Consider the following 19,350-nt stretch of genomic DNA (forward strand, 5'->3'; position numbering starts at 1 on the left):
TCCGAGACGAAGCGCGTCGCGGAAAACGTGACATCCGCCGCCCGGCGGATTTTCACACCAGGGAAATCAGCCCGAACATGGCGGGAGCGTCAGGTGCCGGCGTGGGCTTCCGACGGTTCGGCGACCCGGGCCTTCCAGGGCTTCCACCTGCCCAGGTCCTCTTCGTGCGGCTGGAAGTCCTCCGACGACACGGTCTCGTAATGCCTGACGAGCTGCTCGCACAGCGCGCTCCACGTGCGGTGGAGCACCGACGCGCGCGCGTTGCCGCTCATCCGCGTCCGCGCGTCCTCGTCGGAGGCGAGCCTGGCGACGGCGGCGCGCATCTCCTCGGGGGAGTCGGCCGGGTAGAGCAGTCCGTTGTGCTCGGGCTGGACCAGGTCGAGCGGGCCGCCGGCCGCCGCGGCGACCACCGGGACGCCCGCGGCCAGGGCCTCCTGTACGGCCTGGCAGTACGTCTCGTTCGCGCCCGTGTGCACGAAGACGTCGAAGGATGCCAGGATCTCCGACAACTCCGTGCCGGTGCGGAGCCCGCAGAAGACCGCGTCCGGCATGCGGCGGCGCAGGCTCTTGGCGGCGGGCCCGTCGCCCACGACGACCACCTTGACCCCCGGCAGCTCGGCCAGCCCGGGCAGCAGGTGGACCCGCTTGTCGGCCGCGAGGCGGCCCACGTAGCCGACGATGACCTCGCCGTTGGGGGCCAGTTCGCGGCGCAGCCGTTCCGAGCGGTGGCCGGGATTGAAACGCTGGAGGTCGACGCCGCGGCCCCAGAGCGACAGCCGCGGGATCCCGTGGGCGTTGAGCTCGCTCATCGTCGCGGAGGACGGGGCGAGCGTGCGGGCGGCGCGGACGTGGATGTGGCGGAGCCAGCCCCAGATGGCCGCGTCCGCGCCGCGCATGCCGTACTGGCGGGCGAAGCCGGCGAGGTCGGTCTGGAAGACAGCGACGGCGGGCACGCCGAGCCGGGCCGCGGCCGTCATGCCGGACGCCCCGACCACGGTGGGGGAGGCGAGGTGCACGACGTCGGGCTTGAACTCCTCGAGCGCCGTCATGATCTCGCCGCTGGGCAGTCCCACGCGGAAGGAACGGTAGAACGGCAGACGGAAGGCGGGAGTGGTCCGGATGGGGAAGCCCGCGTAGTCGGACGGGCCACGGCCGGGCGCGATGACCATCGCCTCGTGGCCGGTGCGTGCGAGGTGCTCGAGGACCCGGCAGACCGAGTTGGTGACTCCGTTGACCTGGGGAAGAAAGGACTCCGAGACGATGGCGACTCTCATGGGCAGGCATCTTCCGTAGCGACGTGCAGGGTGGGAGAGGGCGTCCGCCGCGGGCCGGTCACGGGGGGCTGCGCGCCGAGGTGCCGCAGGGCGTGGTCGAGGTCGGTGTGGAAGCGCTGGTCGAGCGTTTCGGCCCGGCCGCGGATGTCGTGCCACGCCTCGCTGAGGACGAGCCGGGCCAACTCGGGCAGGAAGTCCCGCGAGCGCCTGACCACCCACCCGGTGCCTTCGACGGCCATCCACCGCGCGCTCGCCCAGGCGGACGGATTCGCGCCGGTGGGCTCCGCGTCGGGCATCGAGGCGAGGGGGACGCCTCGCGTGGCCAGTTCGGCGGCGATGAGCCGGGCGAGCAGGCGGTGACCGCGCTCGCTCGGGTGGAGCCTGTCGACCCCCCACATCCGCCGCTCGTACAGGGCCGGGTGGAGGGCCGGGTCGACGTGGAGGGTGTCGTGACGTCGGGAGATGTGGTCGAGGATCGTGTTGATCGCCCGCACCCGCCGGGTGAGCGGCCGGCGGACGAGGTCCGGGATGCCCAGCATCAGCCCCGGGTCGGGCAGGCGGACGGTGAGCACGGTGGCGCCGGCACGGCGCAGCCCTCCCACGACCTCCTCGATGTCGGAGGCGATCGTGCGCAGGTCGAACGTGCCGCGCAGGGTGTCGTTCACGCCCGCCAGCACGGTGGCGAGCGTGGGCTGCAGGGACAGGGCGCGAGGAAGCTGGTCCGCGGCGAGGTCGCGCGACGTCGCCCCGGAGGTGGCGACGTTGCTGAACTCCACCTGCCCGCGCGGGCCGAGCGCGTCGGCCAGGATGGCCGCGTAGCCGCGCCATCCCCCGCCGGGGATCGGGTCGCCGAGCCCGGCGGTGACCGAGTCACCGAGTGCCACGAGTCTGGTCGCCACTAGCGTCGACCTCCGATCAGGTTCGCGAGCCCGTGGGCGCGGAGGAACCCGTCCACGGAGCCCGGCCAGTCAAAGCGTTCGGCCTGGCGGCGGGCGCGGGCACGGCGCGACTCTTCCTCGCCGTCCAGGAGCGCTCCCACCGCGTCGGCGTACTCGCCCGGATCGTCGCCGACCGCGACCCCGGACTCGCCGATGACCTCGGGCAGCGCGCTCTGCCGCGACACGACGACGGGCGTCCCGCTCGCCAGCGCCTCCAGCGCGGCCAGCCCGAAGGTCTCGACGGGACCCGGAGCGACGGCGACGTCCGCGGTCGCGAGCAGCCGGGCGAGGAGGTCCCGGTCGGAGACGTGGCCCAGGAAGTGGACCGGCAGCCCGCTCGCGAGCGCTTCCAGCGCCGCCCGGCGCGGCCCGTCCCCGGCCACGACGAGTACGGCGGGCACGCCGCGGCTGCGCAGTTCGCGCAGCGCCTCGATGGGGCGGTCGGGCCGCTTCTCCGGCGAGAGCCTGCTGCAGTGGACGAGCAGCGGCTCACCGGGGGCGGCGAACCGGCGGCGGAGTTCCGGGTCGTGGCGTTCGGGGGAGAACCGGGCCAGGTCGACGCCGAGGGGCACACGCGTCAGGTTGGGCACGTCCAGCCGCCGGAACTCGGCCGCCGCCCACTCCGTCGTGCACACCACCATGTCGAAGTCGGCCGCCGTCCGCCGGTTGAGCCGGTCCGCGAGCCCGGTGACGATCCGGTCCGCCCGGCCGTCTCCCGAACCGGAGGCCGAGGGGATGAACCGGGGGGCGAACAGGCGCAGCAGGCCGTCGAGGCTCTCGTGGGAGACCATGAGCGACCGCACGCCCCGCGACCGGGCCCATCGGCCGGTCCACCGGAGCGTGGTGCGGTCGGAGACCTCGAGCCGATCGGGGCCGAGCTCGTCGAGCAGGCGCTTCAGCGAGCGGCGAGCGGTGATGACCCGGTAGCCGCCCGACCAGGGGACGACGGGACCCGGCACCGTGATGACCTGTCCCGAGGGGGTGTCGTGCCTACCGGCCTCGGGTCCGGGGATCACCAGGACCGCTTCGTGCCCGGCGGCCACGTAGCCCGCGCCCAACTCGTTGAGAGCGGTGCGAAGACCGCCCGACCGGGGGGCGATGAAGTTGGCAAGCCGTACGATCCTCATGTTCCATCCCGGGAGTCGCAGGACGCTTGCCGCGATGGTGACCCAGCCGATTACCCGGACAGGTAACCCCAAATGACCTGATCCCTAACCTTCTCCGAATACCCGTGTCATTTCCGGCATGCCAAGATCGGGTGAAGTCACCGCAACCAACGGAAGATCTTCGTCTCGCCCACGGTGGCGCCGGCTCGGGACGGGGGAGGTCGCTTCTCACTACCATTCGTGCCCGGCCGAGCATCTCGCTGCTTCCTGGCACCTAGCCTGGAGGTGGGCGCAGTGCCGATCTCAGCCGATGACCTCGCGTGGAGCCAGTTGCGCAACGAGTACGGCGGACACTGGTCGATCTGGCGAAGCGACGCCGGCCGCTGGTACGCGACCCGGATGAGGCGATCGCTGTCCAGGAACGAGATGGACCGGGGCCTGATCATGACCGCGTCGGGAGAGGACGCGGAGGAACTGCGCGACCTGCTCACCGCGCAGGAGCGGATCGGAGGCCAGATGATCTCCTCCTGACCGGAGGAGGCGGGGGGCCGAACCGATCCGGCCGCATGGCTACCGAACTTTGTTCGGCGTGATTAGTCTCGAACTGTGACTCTGCCTCAAGCGGCGACGGTGGTGGACGAACTCGACCGCCACGGCTACGTGATCATCCCTGACCTGCTGAGCCAGGAGAAGGTCGCGGCCGCCCGGACGGAGCTCGGGACGATCCTGGAGCGCACGCCCTTCGGGCGCAACGACTTCGAGGGCGACCACACCCGGCGGGTCTACGCGCTGTTCGCCAAGACGCGGCTGTTCGACGGACCGGCGACCCATCCGCTCGTGCTGGCGGTGCTCGACCACTTCCTCGGGTACTACCAGCTGAGCGCGCCGACCGGAATCGAGATCGGCCCGGGGGAGACGGCTCAGCCGCTCCACCCGGACGACGGCATCTATCCCGTCCCGCGGCCCCACCGCGAGATGGTGATCAACGTGATGTTGCCGCTCGACGACTTCACCGAGGCGAACGGCGCCACCCGCATCGTGCCGGGCAGCCACCGCTGGGGCGAGGAACGGCCGGGGCACGAGACCCCGACCGTCGCCGCGGAGATGGCCGCCGGTTCCGCGCTCATCTACCTCGGCACCCTCTGGCACGGCGGCGGCGCCAACCGCACCGACCGGCCGCGGCTCGGCGTGGTCCTGCACTACGCGGCCTCCTGGCTGCGCCCGCAGGAGAACCACCTGCTCGCCGTGCCGCAGGACATCGTGCGGGACCTCCCGGAGCGGATGCAGGAACTGCTCGGCTACAACATCTGCCCGCCGTTCATCGGATACGTCGACGGCCGCCACCCCCGCAGGACGCTGGGCTGAGCCGCGTCCCCAGCGGTTCTGGCGGGCCGGGACGGGACCTCCGCTTCCTTATGATTGGTGTGCTTCACGCGTGCGCCTTCGCCGGCCGGGCTCGTCGCCGTCCCGCCGCCGGCCGTGCGACCTCGACGTAGAACCCCCGCCGCACCGTCGACAGGAGGCCGGCCACCGATGGGCCAGGAGACGATCGCGACAGCCCCCGCCGCGAGACGCAGGATGACTCCCAGAGACGTCGCCGAGTCCTTCCGCACGGCCACCCCGCTTGAGCTGCTGTTCGACCTGTGCTTCGTCGTCGCGATCGCGCAGTCGGCCGCCGGACTGCACCACGCGCTCGCGTCCGGGCACGTCGGAGACGGCCTGCTGAGTTACGCGATGACGTTCTTCGCGATCTGGTGGGCGTGGATGAACTTCTCGTGGTTCGCCTCCGCCTACGACACCGACGACGTGCCGTACCGGATCGCGGCGATGGTCCAGATCACCGGCGCGCTCATCCTCGCGGCCGGCATCCCGCGGGCCTTCGAACAGCGCGACTTCTCGATCGCGGTCCTCGGATACGTCGTGATGCGCACCGCCCTGGTGGCCAACTGGCTGCGCGCCGCGGCGTCCGACCCCGAGGGCCGCGGCACCGCGCTGCGTTACGCGGTCGGCGTCACCCTGGTCGAGGCGGCATGGGTCGTCATGCTGACGATCCCGTCCGGCATCCGGCTGTGGGCCTGGTTGTTCCTCGCGTGCGCCGACCTGTCCGTCCCCGTGTGGGCCGAACGCAGGCACCGCACGGCATGGCATCCCCGCCACATCGCCGAACGCTATGGGCTGTTCACGCTCATCGTCCTCGGCGAGTCGATCCTCGCGGCGACCCTCGCCGTCCAGGGGGCCCTCGACGCGGAACAGGCCGGCGCCGGCCTGTACGGCGTGGCCGCCGGAGGGCTGCTCATCGTGTTCTCGATGTGGTGGCTGTACTTCGCCAAGCCGGCCCACCGGTTCCTCACCTCCAACCGGGCCGCCTTCCTCTGGGGCTACGGCCACTATCTGGTCTTCGGATCTGCCGCCGCCGTCGGCGCCGGGCTGTCCGCGGCGGTCGACGACGCCACCGGGCACTTCCACGGCGGCGCGATCGCGCGGGGAGCGGTCGTCACCGTCCCCGTGGCGGTCTTCCTGCTCGCCGTGTGGTGGTTGCAGCACCGCCCGCACCAGGTCAGCCTCAGTCACAAGGTGCTGGTCCCCGGAGCCGCCGTCCTCGTGCTCGCGGGAACCTTCACCCCCGTCCCCGTGCCCGCCACCGGAGTCGTCCTCGCCGTGGTCGTCACGATCGCCGTCCTGGTCGCGCGACGCGAGAGCGCCGCCGCCCGGTCACAGCTGACCGTCACGCCCTGATTCCCGTTCCGCTTCCCGTTCTGCTTCCCGTTCTGGCTCCCGCGCCGCTCGAGGGTGGGCGCCGAGGCGCGCCAGAACGATCCCGGCGATCTCCTCGGGAGTGTGGACCGTGCTGTCCACCGTCACGTCGGCCACCTCCTGGAAGTACGGCAGGCGCCGGGCCCGCTGCTCGGTGAGCATCTCGACGAGGTCGGGCTTGAAGTGCGGGCGGTGCGCGCTCGACCGCATGCGCTCGGCGAGCACCTGCGGCGGCCCGTCGAGGAACACCACGAACGCGGAGGCCAGCAGGCTCCGCGAGCCCGGATCGTCGACCGTGCTCGCCGCCGCGGCGATCACCGGGGGCGGCTCGGCCTCCAGCGCCTCCTTCAGCACCAGCGCCTCACGCGCGTGCAGTTCGTCGGGGCCGACCTCGGTGGCCATCGCCGCCGCGGTCGCGCCGTACCGGCTCTCGAGGTCGGCGTCGCTGTCCCTCATCGGACGGCGCAGCGTCCGGGAGAGCAGGTTGGCGACCGTGCTCTTTCCCGCACCCATGAGACCCATCACGACTACTGGCATGACCGTCATAAAGGCAATGCTGCCCGGTTACGCGATGCTGTGGCGACGTTTGACTTCCGTGGAGGGGATAGTGCAACAGGCGAAGGAGGGAGTGCCACATGACCATCGCCGGAAGCATCATCCTCATCATGCTGGGGGCCATTTTCACCTGGGCCGTCGACTTCGCCGTCGCCGGCATCGACATCCAGGTGATCGGAGTGATCCTCATGCTCGGCGGCCTCGCCGGCCTGCTCTTCGGCATCTGGCGGTTGAGCACGGTGCGCCGGGCGGCCACCGTCAGGACCGTCGAGCCCACCGATGAAGTCGTCCGCCACCACCGCGTCTACGAGGAGCGACGGGACACCGACGCCTTCTGAGGTTTTCGGAAACAGCCGAAGACCTCTGAGGCTTCGGAACGGGAGCGGCCGCACGCGACGTCGCGTGCGGCCGCTCCCGTTTCCGCGCCCGGCTGCCGGACGGCTGGAGCATCCCCGGAGTTCTCAGCGGCGGCGCAGCCGGAGGACCGCGGCCGCCGCCCCGGCGGCGCCGGCGGCCGCGGCGGTCGCCACGCCGCGATGTTGCGACAACCACACCTGGACGCTGCGGGGGTGCGAGCGCTCGTCGAAGGCGCCGTGCGCGCCGTGGTCCTCCTCGTCGTCGGCCGGCTCCCACAGGTTCGACACCCCGCTGGGCGGCTTGCCCTCCACCTGCTGGGCCTTCACGCCGGTCCGGCCGAGGTAACGGTCGAGCAGACCGGGGGCCACCCGCTGGGCCAGGATCGTGGCCGCAGTGGTCGCGCCGACCCAGAACTCCTTGCGCTCCGGGTGCTCGGCGGCGAACAGCACCGCCTCGGCGGCGACCTCCGGCTGGTAGATCGGCGGCACCGGCTGGGGATGGCGGCGCAACCGGGTCAACCCCCAGCTGAACTGCGGGGTGTTCAGCGCCGGCAACTGGACCATCGTGATCTTCACGCCGGACCCGCCGGCGAGCAGCTCGGTCCGCACCGACTCGGTGAAACCCCTGATCGCGTGCTTGGCGCCGCAGTACGCCGACTGGAGCGGAATGGCGCGGTAGGCCAGCGCCGAGCCGGCCTGCACGATGACACCTCTGTCCCGCGGCTGCATCACCTCGAGGGCCGCGCGCGTGCCCCAGACGTAGCCCAGGTAGGACACCTGGGTGGTGCGTTCGAACTCCTCCGGGCTGATCTCCATGAACGGGGCGAACACCGTGGTGAAGGCGACGTTGATCCACACGTCGATCGGTCCGACCTCGGCCTCGATCCGCTGCGCGGCCTGCCGTACCTGCTCGTGATCGGCGACGTCGGCGACGTAGACCTTCGCCATGCCGCCTCCCACGCCGACGTCCACGGCCGCGCCGGCCAGGCCGGCCTCGCCGCGGGCGATCAGCGCGACGATCGCGCCCTGGTCGCCCAGTTGACGCACGATCGCGCGGCCCACGCCGCCGCTGGCTCCCGTGACCACGACGACCTTGTCGCTGAGGCTCACTGTGTCATCCTCTCGATTCGGGGCCGCCGCCGAGCGTGCGCTGTCTGCGGACGGCCAGCACCATGTCCGCGACGAGGGCGAGCGCGACGACCGCGACGATCGCGATCAGCCACCACAGACGTGTCAGGCCGGCCAGCAGGCCGATCCCGGCGCACAGGACCAGGGCCAGGGAGCCGATCCGGATGTGGATCACGTCCTTCGGCGTGGCAGGCACCATCGGCTTGCCGCTGGGCGAGCGCTGTTCCTCAGTCATGGGCGCCCACTACCCGGGGGCGGACGAGTAACGCATCGCGCCGCCGCGTCACGGGGTGACAGCCGAGAGTCACGGCCGGGCGTTTGCCCATGAGGCGAAGGGGTAGCCGGAATGCATGCCGGGCCGGGACGAGAAGGGCGAGCAGGCGGTCAGAGGGACGAGTGCGGCGCGAGGGGAAGGGCGGGTAAGCACGATGGATGACCGGACGGGACCGGGGACGGGAGGAGGTCTCGCGCCATGACGGGGCTGCTTGTCGATGGTGTCGAACGGATCGCGGTGCTGCGGGCCGGGGTGATGGCCGACCTCCTGATCGCCCTGCCCGCCTTCGAGGCCCTGAAGAGGGCCTATCCCGCGGCCGCGATCACTCTTCTGGGACGCGAATGGCACGGGCGTTTCCTGATGAACCGTCCGGGACCCGTGGACGAGGTGGTCCCCCTGCCCCCGATCTCCGGCATCTCGTCCGCCGCCGCAGGTGGTGCCGTTCCCGACGCGGTCCCGGACGCGGTCTACGACGACCTGCGCTCACGCCGCTTCGACGTCGTGGTGCAGATGCAGGGCGGCGGACGCGACTGCAATCCGTTCGTACGGCGGCTGGGCGCGCGGCTGACCGCCGGACTGTGCGCGCCCGGCGCCGAGCCGCTGGACAGGTGGATCCCCTACATCGACCACCAGCACGAGATCCTCCGATCCCTGGAGGTCGCCGGGCTGCTCGGCGCCGGAACCGCCGACGTCGAGCCGCGCCTGCCCGTCATCAGGGAGGACTGGGCGGAGCTCAACCGGCACCTGGGCAGGCTGCCGAAGGGACTCGTGGCGATCCATCCCGGCGCGCCCGATTCCCGGCGCCGCTGGCCGCCGGAATGCTTCGCCGAGGTGGCCGACCGCCTGGGACGGCCCGTGGTCGTGACCGGCACGGAATCGGACAGGGAAGTCGTCGAACGGATGACGGCCGCGATGAAGCGGCCGGGACTCGTCCTGATCGACGATCTTTCCGTGGGCGGGCTGGCGGCCCTCTATGCGGCCTGCGACCTCGTCGTCTCCAACGACAGCGGGCCCCGTCATCTCGCCGCGGCCACCGGAACGCCGACGGTGGGGATCTTCTGGTGTGGTGACCTGATCAGCCGGGGGCCGCTGAGCAGAGGCATGCACCGGCCCCTGATCTCCTGGACGATCCACTGCCCCGCCTGCGGGGGCGCAGGCTCGCTGGGCTGTGGGCACGGGTCGGCGTCGTGGGTCGCCGACGTGACGGTGGACGACGTGCTCGAACAGGCACAGGACCTGCTGCGGTGACCGCGGCGGCTCCGGCCGCCGCAGTCCCGTGTCGCAGTCCCGTCTCGCCGGCGCAGTCGATGCTTCAGGAGGGACTGCACTCGAGTCTCCGGGCGGACAGCACCTCGTCGTAGACGGCGAGAGTCTCCGAGGCGATACGGCCCCAGCCGTACCTGACCCTGGCCCGGTCCGCACCGGCGATGCCGTACGCCGTGCGGCGGACGCCGTCGCCGAGGAGGCTCCGCAGGGCCTTCGCGAGCGCCAGCGGGTGGCGCGGTGGGACGAGGACGCCGGTCACGCCGTTGACCACGGTCTCCTTCTGGCCGCCGACGGCGGAGGCGACCACGGGGACCCCGCACGCCATCCCCTCCAGGGCGACCATCCCGAACGGCTCGTACCAGGGGACGGAGACGAGCGCCGCCGCCGAGCGCATGAGCGCGGGCAGTTCGGCCCTGCCGACCCGGCCGACGAAGCGCACCCGGTCGCTCACCCCGGCGCGGGCCGCGATCCACCGCAGACGGGTGACCTCGGCGTCACGGTGGAGTTCGGTGGCCGCGGGACCACCCGCGACGACCAGCTCCACGTCGGGCAGGTGGCGCAGGGCCTCGATGGTCGTCTCCACCCCCTTGCGCCGGACGAGCCTGCCCACCGACAACAGCCGCACCCGGCTGGGCCGTTCGCCCGGTTCGACGTGATGGTTGAAGACGGCCGTGTCGACGCCGCAGGGCACCACCCGGGCGGACCTGCGCGGCACCCGCATCCGGATCAGCTCGTCGACCTCGTCGTGGCAGGTCGCGATGATGGCGTCCGCCTGCCGGCCGATCGAGCCCTCGGACCGGATCCGGTCGCGCGGGCTCGCGTCCGCCGGGCCCTGGTGGCGCCGCTTGACGACGCCGAGGGCGTGGTAGGTGTGGACGACCGGGATGCGCGCCCGCCCGGCCGCCTCAAGGGCCGCGACGCCGCTCATCCAGAAGTGGCTGTGCACCACGTCCGGCCGGTCGGCGACCCACCGGTCGCGCAGCCACGCGGCGAAGTCCGGGATCCAGGGCAGGATCTCGTCCTTGGAGATCGGGACGGCAGGCCCCGCGGGCACGTGCACCACGGTCAGCCCCGGTCCGAGCTCGACGGTCTGGGGGGCCTCGGCCTGTTCCCTGCGCGTGTAGACGGTGACCTCGTGCCCGAGGCCGGCGATCTCCTGGGCGAGGGCGCCCACGTGTACGTTCTGGCCGCCGGCGTCCACCGCGCCGGGGACGGCGAGCGGGCTGGCGTGTTCCGAGATCATGGCGATCTTCACTGGGTTCCTCCGTGAGGGGCGGCGTCGACCACCTGGCTCGGGGATCACGGAGCCCAGGTGAAGGTGCCCGGCTGATGGGGGCAGCGGGTGGCGTGGCCGAACGGTCGTGAAGTCGCCGGATCGGGAGTGGAGCCGCACCGAACGCGAGAGGGTGACCCGTTCCCGAGAACGCTCCTCCGGCAGGCATGTTCGTGCCACGGAGGTACCTGCGTCTTAGGCACCGAAGTCTGCATTGACCCTTTCCAGGTAATTGCATCTCAAACCCCTGCGTTTTGCGTGGGAGGCCCCGGGCAGCGATAGCCGTACAGGATGAGGGGGAAGTCATGGAGACGCCGCAGTACGTGGCGGCCCGGATCCAGCGGGCTCTCGCGGAGGACGAACGCACCAACGAACTGGGCATCCGTGTGGACGTACGCGGGGACCAGGTGTTCCTGCGCGGTCAGGTGTCCTGTGAGGAGCGCAGGCACGGCATCGAGGACGTCGCCCGGGAGGCGGCTCCCGGGCTGACGGTCCACAACGAGATTCGGCTCCTGGAAGTACGCGCGCCGGGGGAGGAGGAGCACCTGTGAAAGCACTACGAGTCGCCGCGGTGGCGGACATCCACCTCGGCGAGGACATCCGGGGCCACTATCGCAAGAAGCTCGAGGGCATCGAGCACCGGGCCGAGGTCCTCCTCGTCGGGGGCGACCTGACGAGGCACGGCACGCGGGAGGAGGGCCGGGTGGTCGCCGACGAGCTCTGCGACCTGCCCATTCCCGTGATCGCCGTCCTCGGGAACCACGATTACCATTCCGACGCCGAGGAAGAGATCACCGCGATGCTGCGCGACGCCGGGATCATCGTGCTCGACGACGACGCCGCGGTGGTCTCCCTCGACGGGGTACGGCTCGGCGTCGCGGGCGGGAAGGGATTCGGGGGCGGGTTCGCCGGAAAGTGCGCGAGCGAGTTCGGCGAGCCGGAGACCAAGGCGTTCGTCCGGCACACCAAGGAGATCGCGGAGCGGTGGCGCCACGCGCTCAAGGATCTGGACGCCGACCACAGGGTGGTGCTCAGCCACTATTCGCCGGTGAAGGACACGCTCGCGGGTGAGCCGCCGGAGATCTATCCGTTCCTCGGCAGCTACCTGCTGGCCGAGGCGGCCGACGCCGAGGGGGCCGATCTCATCGTCCACGGTCACGCGCACCTGGGCACGGAGAAGGGCATGACCCCGGGCGGGATCCGCGTGCGGAACGTCGCGCTGCCCGTCATCGAACACGCGTACGCCGTCTACTGCCTCGACGGCGAGGGCGTGCACTGAGACGTGTACTGAGACGTGCACTGCGAGGACATGCTGGAAACAGAGGTGGAAATAAAGGCCGTCCGGATCTCGACCGGGCGGCCTTTATTTCATCGTCTTTCATCGTCTTCCATCGTCTTTCATCGCCTGTGAAACGAGTTGGACGGCGGCCGGCTGACGCCGGCCGCCGTTTTGTCCGCTTCAGGGGGTGACGATTATGGATTGAAGATGCTGACGCCTCCGGGGCCGACGAGGAACCCGAGGACGATGAGGACGATCCCCCAGAGGATGTCCCGACGGGCCAGGATCACGTAGATCCCGGCGATCACGAGTACGACGGCGATGAGCCAGAGCAGTGTAGCCATGGCCCTCCACTGCCCTGACAAATGACCTCATAACATCAGCAGGTCGCTGGGTTGGGTGTTTTTGCCGTTGGGCGCCTGTCGGGCGACGTTTGCTTTAAGAATGCCGGTTTAAGAATGCCGGGCACGTGGGCTCTATGACCTCATTCGGGTATTTCCTCTCGAGCGAGGAACACGATCCCAAGGAGCTCGTACGGCAGGCCAGACGCGCCGCCTGGTGCCGTGCCCGCTACTGGTCGTCGTCGTGGCGGCGGGCGCGGAGCAGTGAGACGAGGGGCTGGACGAACCACAACCAGGCGCTCAGCGCGGCGATCGCCGCGGCGATGACCACCGCGAGCCACAGGCTGGTCAGGACGTCGACGACCAGGCTCGTCGAGCACACCATGGAGATCGCCAGCGCGATCCCGCCCACCACGCCCAGTCGATTGGCGCGGCGCAGCAGCTGGGCCTTCAGTCCCGACCGGTACAGGATCCGATGCTGGGTCGCCGGTGCGATGAGGCAGATGGAGGCCAGCGCCGCGGTGATGACGGCGATGAGGAACAGCCAGTGACCCTCCCGGCCGATCTTGCCGAAGCCGGCGGAGAAGGGCAGCGTCAGGAGGAAGGCGAACAGCACCTGGACGCCGGTCGCCGCGACTCGCAGACCTTGGAGGAGCTCCATGAGCTCGCGGTCCAGCCGCTCCTTCGGGTTCTCCTCGGGATTGGATAAGGGAGTCGCCGAGTCATTCATTGTCGGCCTTCATCATCCGGCCGTAGGCGAGCTGGAGCCAGTCGGAGATCGCCACGGCCGTCATTGTCGCGCCCGCCAGGCGGGTCACCCGGGGGGCGAAGACCAGACCGGCGGAGTATCCCGTCGCCACCCACTGGGCCAGGCAGAACGGGCAGCTCACGAGCTCACCCAGTGCGTGCCTGAGGCCGCTTCCCCTGACCTCCTCCTCGAGCTCCGCGGGGCCGGAGACCCCGACGTATCTGGTGAAGGGGGCACGGATCGGGCTGGTCACCGGGTCCTTGGCGAGGGTACGGGAGAGGCGGTGCGTGAAGATCCCCATCAGGGCCAGGTCCATGAGGCCGACCCGGGTCGGCACCCGTCTGCCGGTCAGTTTCGCCGCCGCCATCAGGGCTGCGACGGCTCCGCCGTACACGGCGAGGACCCTGCCGTACGCGGGCAGGGGACGATGTTCCCCGCCCTCGTATTCGTGCTGGATTTCTCGGAGGGTGTCGGTCATGGGACGCGTCTACCCTGGATTGTTTGCGGCGAACATACCGGGGCAAGCGACGTGAGTGAGTAGTGGTCACGCTGTCACCGACGCGATCCTCGAAACACTCAAGCGCGCCGGCTCCGGCCTCAAGGAGGCGGGTGTGCGGTTCGCCCTGGCGGGAGGCTGCGCCGGATACGCCCGCGGCGCCGCGCCGTCTCTTCACGACGTCGACTTCGCGCTGATCGAGGAGGACGTCCCCCTCGCGTTCAAGACCTTGGAGAACCTCGGCTTCCGTACGGCGCGGCCTCCGGAGGACTGGCTGGTCAAGGCGTTCGACGAGGACGGCGTGCTGGTCGACATGATCTTCTCGATCGCCGACAGACCGGTGACCGAGGCCATGATCGCCCGTGCGGAGATGATCAATACGGCGGCGCTCAGCCTGCCGGTCCTGGAGGCCACCGACCTGGTGATCTCGTGGATCCTCCCGCTCTCCGAGCACAGTTGCGACTACGGCGGTCTGCTGCCCGTGGTCCGCGCCATGCGGGAACAGGTCGACTGGGACCGGGTGGCGTCGGTCGTGGCGCCGTCGCCGTACGCGTCGACGTTCCTGACCCTGCTCGAGCGGCTCCGCGTCATCGCCCCGACCTCGCCGTCGCAGGACGTCACCTGGCCGTGAGGCGAACCGCCGGCAGCAGCGAGACAGAAGTGGCCGGACAGAAGTGGCCGGACAGAAGGGCGAAGGGGGCCGCGCCGGTTGGCGCGGCCCCCTTCTCATGGAGATCGATCGAGCTTACGGAGCGCCCCAGTAGGGGAAACGCCCGTAGTACTCGCCGAGGGTGTCCCGGTAAGCCGACTCCTTGAACGCCGACTCGTCGAACTCGGGAGCGGTCTTGATCTCCTGCTTGGTCCTGCCCACGAAGATCTTCCGCTCGACGGGGTCGATCTGCGTGACCACGCTCGCGGGGAGCATGACCTTCTTGCCGAAGATCCACGGGCCGGTGTCGACGATGAGGTAGCTCTGACCGACCTCATAGGTCGCGTCGTCGACCGACCCGATCTTGCCGTCGGTGGCCTCGACGTCGTAACCCACGACGTCCGCCGCCTGTCCGGTGTCGTATACGCCGTTCGGATACGACCAAAGATCCGGTGTCATGGTTCTCCCTTCGTCGAACAGCCACCTACCCGACGTTGTGGAGCGAAACATCCATGCCCGTGAGGCCCGGGTGGCCCTCCGGACAGGTCGCCCTTCAGACACCGAACTGGTCGCGGCAGCCGTCCAGACTGTGGATCTCCACGGGGACCGGGCTGGTGAAGTCGCCCCGCAGCAGGCGCAGGCGCTGGTCGACGCGGCGCTTTCCCTGGACGACCGTGGTCTGGATGCCGTTCTCCCGGTTCGCCACGCCCTGGGACCCGATGACCTGGCACGGAGGACTCACCGCCCGGCATCCGAATTTCCGCAGGCTCAGGTCTCCAGGGGCTTCAGTTCGCGGGCGAAGTCGTGCAGGAACCGCTCCATCGCGGGTACGGGCCCGGCCGGCCGTACGACGAACTTGGTGATGCCCCGCGCCACGTAACGCTCGATGAGGTCACGGGCGGCCTGCCAGCCCTCGGGGACGAAATCCGCGAAGTCGGCGTCGGGGCGGCGGCGCCGGACGGCGGCGGCGAGATCGTCGGACACGCCTGCCGTCGCGACGGCCAGGCTGACGCCGAAATGGTCCTCCTCGATCTCGCGCCCGGCCTCGGCGGCGTGCGCCTGGATGGACGCCCGCGCCGCGCCCGCCTCCTCCGGCGTGACGAAGCTCGCCAGCCAGCCGTCGCCGAAGCGGCCCACCCGGCGCAGCGCCCGGGGTCCGCTTCCGCCGAGCCAGATGTCGAGCGGCCGCGCAGGAAGCGGGCCGACGCCCACGTCCTCGATGGTGTGGAACTCGCCCTTGAACGTCACTCGCTCCTGCCGCAGCAGCAGCCGCAGCACCTCCATCGACTCGTCGAAGACGGCGCCGCGCGACTCGCCGGGTACGGGGAAGAAGGCGCGCTCCTGAGGACGGGCGGGCAGCAGGCCGAACGCGGGCAGGACGCGCCGGGGAGCGAGGGCGGCCAGCGAGACGAGCTGTTTGGCGACCAGCACCGGATGCCGGCCGGGCAGGATCGCGACACCCGTGCCGACCTTCAGCCGTGTCGTCCTGGCCAGGGCGTAGCCCATGCCGACCACCGGCTCGACCGACGAGCCGAGGACGAGCTCGGACAGCCACAGGGAGTCGACTCCGAGCGACTCCGCCAGGTCGACGGTCTCAGCGAAGCGGTCGGCGCGGGTGGTCGCCGATATCCCGATCCGAACCTTCATCGTTCCATTCGACCACGATTCGTTCTCCGAACCCAGGGGCCCCCGTGTCACGGCGCTCCGACGGAGAGGACGTCGCCCTGCCGGGCGAGCTCGGCCCCGGTCGCGGCGACGACGTCCAGGGCGTCATCCGTACGGCCGGGCGCGTGGTGGGTCAGGACCAGCCGCCGCGCTCCGCAGCGCCGTGCGAAGGCGACCGCGTCGCCGATGGTGGCGTGGCCGTACGCGTCGGCGGTCTCCTGCTCGGCGGACAGGAACTGGCCGTCGTGGAGGAGGAGGTCGGCTCCCGACGCGAGCTTCTCCGCGGCCGCCGACTCGATCTGGGGACAGTGGTCGGGCAGGTAGGCCACGCAGACACCGTCGCCCTCGACCCTGATCCCATGGGTGACGCCGCCCTTGTGGGCGATCTCCGCCACCCGCACCGTGTAGCCCTCGACGACCCCGTCGGCGGACGTGCGGAACCGCCAGTCGCCGCGCAGCCCCCCGGGGTCGATCGGGAAGTGCGGCGGCGACATCATCCGGGCCAGAAGGCCGCGCGGATCCCCGTCACCGGGCAGATGGAGGTCCACGCGGGAGTCGGGCCGGTCCACCGGCGGGCAGAAGGGCAGGCCCTGCAGATGGTCCCAGTGGAGATGGGTGAGCACGATCGAGCCGCGGAACGGCTCCCCGCCGAGCAGGCGGCCGAGTCCCCGCAGGCCGGTGCCCGCGTCGAGCACCAGCCGGGGGACGTCCGAGTCGTCGGGCAGGACGGCGACGCAACTGGTGTGCCCTCCGTACCGGACGAACTCAGGACCGGGTGCGGGCGTCGAGCCCCGCACGCCGAGCAGAGCGAGTCTCACGCGAGCGAGTCCTCTCGGCGGTGGCCTTGCGCGAGGCGGGCCAGGGCGGCGGCGTCGATGATGTCGGGGGAGGCCTCGGCGACCCGGACGGGCGTGCTCGCGGTCAGCGTCGCCGTACGGAGGCCCCCCTCGAGTACCGCGCGCTCGCCCAGGATGGCGCCGGGTCCCAGCTCGGGCAGCGCTCTGCCGTCCACGTCGACGGTGAGGACCCCGTCGAGGAGCAGGAACAGCGACGAGCCAGGCTCGCCCTGGCGGACCAGCACGGCCCCGGCCTCCAGCGAGCGGATCACGGGCTTGCGGCCCCCGCGCATGATGAGCGCGGACATCTCGCGCTCCAGCGCGGTCTCCGCCGCGGTGACCAGCACCGGCGAGTCCTCGTCGCCCCATGGCGTGCTCTCGGCCCCCTCCTGGCCGGCCCACGTCTTGTAGTCGGTGAGCCCGGCCTTCATGGTCAGCGCGTCGTCGGCGCCGTAGACCCAGTGCCGGGGGAAGGGGCTCGCGCCGGTCAGTTGCCCCTCGGCCCTGCCGTCGGCGTGCAGCGTCAGGGAGAGCGTGGTCCACACGAACGGCGACTGCAGCCGCAGGTAGGGCGGGCGGGAGCTGCGTCGCGGCAGCGGCATCGCGGTGCGACCGCCGACGGTCTGGGAGAACCGGATCCATCCGTCCCCGATCTCGGGCTCGGGGCGCAGTTCCGGCAGGGAGAAGGCGGCGAAGGTCACGCCGAGGGGGCCGAGCCGCACGGTGGTCGACCCCATGATCAGGCCGCCGCCGACGCCGTGGTCCACCGGGGAGCCGCCGTCGAACTCGGCCCAGGCCTCCAGCCGATGGGCGAAGCGGAAGGCGTCGGCGGCGCGCAGGGCCTCCAGGCCTTCGATCGTGTCGGGAGGCGGCTCGTCGTAGTGGGTGATGCCCATCGTGAAGGCCGGCTTGGTGTAGCCCTTGACGGCCTCCGACGGGATCCAGGAAACGGACGTGAGATGTGATGTGACACGCATGGTCCCGACGGTAGGAACCGCGGCCGCCTTACACGAGGGCGTCACCCTGCCAGCACGCGGGGGTGCCAGCATCCCCTATCCGTCGTCCCAGCACCCTTTCTGGTGGGGCCCGCCCGATATCTAATCGGCTCGTGGATCGGATCACGCTGGTACTCGCGGACGACAACCTCATCGTCCGCGAAGGAGTGCGCGCTCTGCTCGCCCGCGACCCCGCCCTCGAGGTCGTGGGGCTCGCGGCCGACTACGACGAACTGGTCTCGGCCGCCGTGCGGCTGCGCCCGCAGGTCATCGTCACCGACATCCGGATGCCGCCCACCTTCCAGGACGAGGGCATCGAGGCCGCGCGCGAGGTGCGCAGGCGGCTGCCGGGAACCGGGACGGTCGTGCTCAGCCAGTACGACGACCCCGAGTACGCCGTCCGGCTGCTGGGGGACGGCGCGGCGGGCTACGCGTATCTCCTCAAGGACCGCGTGTCGGACGCGGGGCTGCTCGGCCGGGCGATCCGCGCCGTCGCCACCGGGGGATCGCTGATCGACCCCATGATCGTGCGGGAGCTCATGGACCCCGCGCGCGACGAGGGCGAGTTGTCCGAGGCGAAGGAGAGCCTGCTCCGCCAGGTCGCCGAGGGACGACCGGTCAAGGCGATCGCCCTGGCGAGCGGAGACACGCCGGAGGCGGTGAACGCCGCGATCGAGCAACTGTTCCTCGACCTCGCCGAGGGCGCGAGCCGGGGACGGCAGAGCGCGCTGCGCCGGCTGCGCATGTTGCACACCGCGATCCTGCGCCGCGAGGAGCAGGGCGAGACGTTGTCCCGGCTGTTGCCGAGCGGCCTGGCCGACAAGCTCCTCAGGGACCGCGCGGCCGTCGAGCGGACCGAGCGCCTGAACGTCACCGTCCTCATGTCCGACGTGCGCGGCTACTCGGGCATCGCCGAGAACACCGACCCCGCCGTCCTCGCCGGGCAGCTCAACGCCCACCGCAGGGCGATGAACGCCGCGATCCTCAACGCCGGCGGAACCGTGATGCAGTACGTCGGGGACGCCGTGATGGCCGTCTTCGGCGCGCCCGACCCGTCGCCCGACCACGCGGGCAGCGCCATCAGGGCCGCCTGCAACATGCACGTACGGCAGGCCGCACTGGACGCGGAATGGGCGGCCCAGGAGCTCGCCCCGTTCTGGCTCGGCATCGGCCTGTCCACCGGTGAGGTGGCGGCGGCCCTGCTCGGCAGCGACGAGCGGGTCGAGTACACGCTCGTGGGCGACACCGTGAACCTCGCCCAGCGGATGCAGGACCTGGCCCGCCCCGCGGGGACGGTCGCCGCGGAGGCCACCGTCCGCGCGGGCGGCGGCGCCTGGCCGTGGAAGTCACTGGGCGCCCGCCCGATCAAGGGGCGCAGCACTCCCGTCAACGCCTATCACCTGGTGGTGAACTGAAC

At 71.1% G+C, this 19,350-nt stretch carries 24 protein-coding genes; 9 read left to right on the forward strand and 15 right to left on the reverse strand.

The window, feature by feature from the left end; all coding sequences use genetic code 11:
* Nucleotides 1–89: 89 nt before the first annotated feature.
* From Pka01_RS25785 to Pka01_RS25795, 3 genes are read right to left on the reverse strand one after another with little or no spacing between them, the layout of a single operon-like run.
* Complete coding sequence (locus Pka01_RS25785; protein ID WP_203885449.1) at nucleotides 90–1,274, reverse strand: glycosyltransferase family 4 protein; 1,185 nt, start codon at nucleotides 1,272–1,274, stop codon at nucleotides 90–92.
* Nucleotides 1,271–2,173: an SGNH/GDSL hydrolase family protein gene (locus Pka01_RS25790; protein ID WP_203885450.1), complete on the reverse strand. Its 903-nt coding sequence runs from the start codon at nucleotides 2,171–2,173 to the stop codon at nucleotides 1,271–1,273. The genes Pka01_RS25785 and Pka01_RS25790 overlap by 4 nt, the downstream gene beginning before the upstream one ends.
* The gene (locus tag Pka01_RS25795) at nucleotides 2,173–3,339 is read right to left on the reverse strand and encodes a glycosyltransferase (protein WP_203885451.1); all 1,167 of its coding nucleotides are present in this window, start codon (nucleotides 3,337–3,339) and stop codon (nucleotides 2,173–2,175) included. Before Pka01_RS25795 ends, Pka01_RS25790 begins: the two co-directional genes overlap by 1 nt.
* Nucleotides 3,340–3,612: 273 nt before the next feature.
* Between Pka01_RS25795 and Pka01_RS25800 the strand changes: the two genes are divergently transcribed.
* The 3 genes from Pka01_RS25800 to Pka01_RS25810 all read left to right on the forward strand — a co-directional run bounded on the left by Pka01_RS25800 (nucleotide 3,613) and on the right by Pka01_RS25810 (nucleotide 6,054).
* The gene (locus Pka01_RS25800) at nucleotides 3,613–3,849 is read left to right on the forward strand and encodes a hypothetical protein (protein ID WP_203885452.1); all 237 of its coding nucleotides are present in this window, start codon (nucleotides 3,613–3,615) and stop codon (nucleotides 3,847–3,849) included.
* A 75-nt stretch (nucleotides 3,850–3,924) separates the two neighbouring features.
* On the forward strand, nucleotides 3,925–4,683 hold the full coding sequence (locus tag Pka01_RS25805) for a phytanoyl-CoA dioxygenase family protein (RefSeq protein WP_203885453.1): 759 nt from the start codon (nucleotides 3,925–3,927) through the stop codon (nucleotides 4,681–4,683).
* A gap of 213 nt (nucleotides 4,684–4,896) precedes the next feature.
* Complete coding sequence (locus Pka01_RS25810; RefSeq protein WP_203885454.1) at nucleotides 4,897–6,054, forward strand: low temperature requirement protein A; 1,158 nt, start codon at nucleotides 4,897–4,899, stop codon at nucleotides 6,052–6,054.
* On the opposite strand, the gene Pka01_RS25815 is transcribed toward Pka01_RS25810, so the two are convergent.
* Nucleotides 6,031–6,618, reverse strand: a complete 588-nt coding sequence (locus Pka01_RS25815; RefSeq protein ID WP_239115298.1) for a shikimate kinase — start codon at nucleotides 6,616–6,618, stop codon at nucleotides 6,031–6,033. The genes Pka01_RS25810 and Pka01_RS25815 overlap by 24 nt on opposite strands.
* 89 nt (nucleotides 6,619–6,707) lie before the next feature.
* On the opposite strand from Pka01_RS25815, the gene Pka01_RS25820 reads away from it, so the two are divergent.
* Complete coding sequence (locus Pka01_RS25820) at nucleotides 6,708–6,965, forward strand: DUF6458 family protein (protein WP_203885455.1); 258 nt, start codon at nucleotides 6,708–6,710, stop codon at nucleotides 6,963–6,965.
* 123 nt (nucleotides 6,966–7,088) lie between these two features.
* Here Pka01_RS25820 and Pka01_RS25825 read toward each other — a convergent pair whose 3' ends face one another.
* Together Pka01_RS25825 and Pka01_RS25830 are read right to left on the reverse strand one after the other, a co-directional pair.
* Nucleotides 7,089–8,093 carry an SDR family oxidoreductase gene (locus tag Pka01_RS25825; protein WP_203885456.1) on the reverse strand — a complete coding sequence of 335 codons (1,005 nt, stop codon included), beginning with the start codon at nucleotides 8,091–8,093 and terminating at the stop codon, nucleotides 7,089–7,091.
* Between the two features lie 4 nt (nucleotides 8,094–8,097).
* Nucleotides 8,098–8,346: a hypothetical protein gene (locus Pka01_RS25830; protein ID WP_203885457.1), complete on the reverse strand. Its 249-nt coding sequence runs from the start codon at nucleotides 8,344–8,346 to the stop codon at nucleotides 8,098–8,100.
* A gap of 237 nt (nucleotides 8,347–8,583) precedes the next feature.
* Between Pka01_RS25830 and Pka01_RS25835 the strand changes: the two genes are divergently transcribed.
* The gene (locus Pka01_RS25835; RefSeq protein WP_203885458.1) at nucleotides 8,584–9,633 is read left to right on the forward strand and encodes a glycosyltransferase family 9 protein; all 1,050 of its coding nucleotides are present in this window, start codon (nucleotides 8,584–8,586) and stop codon (nucleotides 9,631–9,633) included.
* Between the two features lie 64 nt (nucleotides 9,634–9,697).
* Here the strand turns inward: Pka01_RS25835 and Pka01_RS25840 are convergent, their stop codons facing one another.
* Nucleotides 9,698–10,906 (reverse strand): glycosyltransferase, encoded by a 1,209-nt coding sequence (locus Pka01_RS25840; protein ID WP_203885459.1) that lies wholly within the window; start codon nucleotides 10,904–10,906, stop codon nucleotides 9,698–9,700.
* A 323-nt stretch (nucleotides 10,907–11,229) separates the two neighbouring features.
* Here Pka01_RS25840 and Pka01_RS25845 point away from each other — a divergent pair, with 323 nt between their 5' ends.
* Both Pka01_RS25845 and Pka01_RS25850 read left to right on the forward strand, forming a co-directional pair.
* Nucleotides 11,230–11,475 carry a BON domain-containing protein gene (locus tag Pka01_RS25845; RefSeq protein ID WP_203885460.1) on the forward strand — a complete coding sequence of 82 codons (246 nt, stop codon included), beginning with the start codon at nucleotides 11,230–11,232 and terminating at the stop codon, nucleotides 11,473–11,475.
* Nucleotides 11,472–12,203 (forward strand): metallophosphoesterase family protein, encoded by a 732-nt coding sequence (locus tag Pka01_RS25850; RefSeq protein ID WP_203885461.1) that lies wholly within the window; start codon nucleotides 11,472–11,474, stop codon nucleotides 12,201–12,203. Before Pka01_RS25845 ends, Pka01_RS25850 begins: the two co-directional genes overlap by 4 nt.
* Before the next feature lie 194 nt (nucleotides 12,204–12,397).
* Here Pka01_RS25850 and Pka01_RS25855 read toward each other — a convergent pair whose 3' ends face one another.
* The 3 genes from Pka01_RS25855 to Pka01_RS25865 all read right to left on the reverse strand — a co-directional run bounded on the left by Pka01_RS25855 (nucleotide 12,398) and on the right by Pka01_RS25865 (nucleotide 13,770).
* Entirely contained in the window at nucleotides 12,398–12,547 is a 150-nt protein-coding gene (locus Pka01_RS25855; protein ID WP_203885462.1) for a GPGG-motif small membrane protein, read from the reverse strand.
* 226 nt (nucleotides 12,548–12,773) lie between these two features.
* A complete protein-coding gene (locus tag Pka01_RS25860; RefSeq protein WP_203885463.1) occupies nucleotides 12,774–13,274 on the reverse strand; it encodes a DUF6328 family protein in 501 nt (166 codons plus the stop codon).
* Complete coding sequence (locus Pka01_RS25865; protein ID WP_203885464.1) at nucleotides 13,267–13,770, reverse strand: DUF1360 domain-containing protein; 504 nt, start codon at nucleotides 13,768–13,770, stop codon at nucleotides 13,267–13,269. The genes Pka01_RS25860 and Pka01_RS25865 overlap by 8 nt, the downstream gene beginning before the upstream one ends.
* A 55-nt stretch (nucleotides 13,771–13,825) precedes the next feature.
* Between Pka01_RS25865 and Pka01_RS25870 the strand changes: the two genes are divergently transcribed.
* Nucleotides 13,826–14,419: a nucleotidyltransferase family protein gene (locus tag Pka01_RS25870; protein WP_203885465.1), complete on the forward strand. Its 594-nt coding sequence runs from the start codon at nucleotides 13,826–13,828 to the stop codon at nucleotides 14,417–14,419.
* A 114-nt stretch (nucleotides 14,420–14,533) separates the two neighbouring features.
* Here the strand turns inward: Pka01_RS25870 and Pka01_RS25875 are convergent, their stop codons facing one another.
* From Pka01_RS25875 to Pka01_RS25895, 5 genes are all read right to left on the reverse strand, one after another.
* Nucleotides 14,534–14,896, reverse strand: a complete 363-nt coding sequence (locus Pka01_RS25875) for a PRC-barrel domain-containing protein (RefSeq protein WP_203885466.1) — start codon at nucleotides 14,894–14,896, stop codon at nucleotides 14,534–14,536.
* Between the two features lie 94 nt (nucleotides 14,897–14,990).
* Nucleotides 14,991–15,179, reverse strand: a complete 189-nt coding sequence (locus tag Pka01_RS25880) for a hypothetical protein (RefSeq protein ID WP_203885467.1) — start codon at nucleotides 15,177–15,179, stop codon at nucleotides 14,991–14,993.
* Nucleotides 15,180–15,205: 26 nt separating this feature from the next.
* Entirely contained in the window at nucleotides 15,206–16,084 is an 879-nt protein-coding gene (locus Pka01_RS25885) for a TIGR03854 family LLM class F420-dependent oxidoreductase (protein ID WP_203885468.1), read from the reverse strand.
* Between the two features lie 47 nt (nucleotides 16,085–16,131).
* Complete coding sequence (locus Pka01_RS25890) at nucleotides 16,132–16,920, reverse strand: MBL fold metallo-hydrolase (protein ID WP_203885469.1); 789 nt, start codon at nucleotides 16,918–16,920, stop codon at nucleotides 16,132–16,134.
* Nucleotides 16,917–17,915 (reverse strand): cyclic nucleotide-binding domain-containing protein, encoded by a 999-nt coding sequence (locus tag Pka01_RS25895; RefSeq protein ID WP_203885470.1) that lies wholly within the window; start codon nucleotides 17,913–17,915, stop codon nucleotides 16,917–16,919. Before Pka01_RS25895 ends, Pka01_RS25890 begins: the two co-directional genes overlap by 4 nt.
* A 131-nt stretch (nucleotides 17,916–18,046) precedes the next feature.
* Between Pka01_RS25895 and Pka01_RS25900 the strand changes: the two genes are divergently transcribed.
* Nucleotides 18,047–19,348 (forward strand): adenylate/guanylate cyclase domain-containing protein, encoded by a 1,302-nt coding sequence (locus tag Pka01_RS25900; protein ID WP_203885471.1) that lies wholly within the window; start codon nucleotides 18,047–18,049, stop codon nucleotides 19,346–19,348.
* The last annotated feature ends 2 nt before the right edge of the window (nucleotides 19,349–19,350 follow it).

Source organism: Planotetraspora kaengkrachanensis (assembly GCF_016862895.1).
Taxonomy (GTDB): Bacteria; Actinomycetota; Actinomycetes; order Streptosporangiales; family Streptosporangiaceae; genus Planotetraspora; species Planotetraspora kaengkrachanensis.

Bases quoted from the DNA above. Each gene is read 5' to 3' on its own strand.
- Pka01_RS25785 (WP_203885449.1), bottom strand. From the start codon at position 1,274: ATGAGAGTCGCCATCGTCTCGGAGTCCTTTCTTCCCCAGGTCAACGGA.
- Pka01_RS25795 (WP_203885451.1), bottom strand. From the start codon at position 3,339: ATGAGGATCGTACGGCTTGCCAACTTCATCGCCCCCCGGTCGGGCGGT.
- Pka01_RS25810 (WP_203885454.1), top strand. From the start codon at position 4,897: ATGACTCCCAGAGACGTCGCCGAGTCCTTCCGCACGGCCACCCCGCTT.
- Pka01_RS25815 (WP_239115298.1), bottom strand. From the start codon at position 6,618: ATGACGGTCATGCCAGTAGTCGTGATGGGTCTCATGGGTGCGGGAAAG.
- Pka01_RS25820 (WP_203885455.1), top strand. From the start codon at position 6,708: ATGACCATCGCCGGAAGCATCATCCTCATCATGCTGGGGGCCATTTTC.
- Pka01_RS25830 (WP_203885457.1), bottom strand. From the start codon at position 8,346: ATGACTGAGGAACAGCGCTCGCCCAGCGGCAAGCCGATGGTGCCTGCC.
- Pka01_RS25835 (WP_203885458.1), top strand. From the start codon at position 8,584: ATGACGGGGCTGCTTGTCGATGGTGTCGAACGGATCGCGGTGCTGCGG.
- Pka01_RS25845 (WP_203885460.1), top strand. From the start codon at position 11,230: ATGGAGACGCCGCAGTACGTGGCGGCCCGGATCCAGCGGGCTCTCGCG.
- Pka01_RS25855 (WP_203885462.1), bottom strand. From the start codon at position 12,547: ATGGCTACACTGCTCTGGCTCATCGCCGTCGTACTCGTGATCGCCGGG.
- Pka01_RS25860 (WP_203885463.1), bottom strand. From the start codon at position 13,274: ATGAATGACTCGGCGACTCCCTTATCCAATCCCGAGGAGAACCCGAAG.
- Pka01_RS25865 (WP_203885464.1), bottom strand. From the start codon at position 13,770: ATGACCGACACCCTCCGAGAAATCCAGCACGAATACGAGGGCGGGGAA.
- Pka01_RS25875 (WP_203885466.1), bottom strand. From the start codon at position 14,896: ATGACACCGGATCTTTGGTCGTATCCGAACGGCGTATACGACACCGGA.
- Pka01_RS25885 (WP_203885468.1), bottom strand. From the start codon at position 16,084: ATGAAGGTTCGGATCGGGATATCGGCGACCACCCGCGCCGACCGCTTC.
- Pka01_RS25895 (WP_203885470.1), bottom strand. From the start codon at position 17,915: ATGCGTGTCACATCACATCTCACGTCCGTTTCCTGGATCCCGTCGGAG.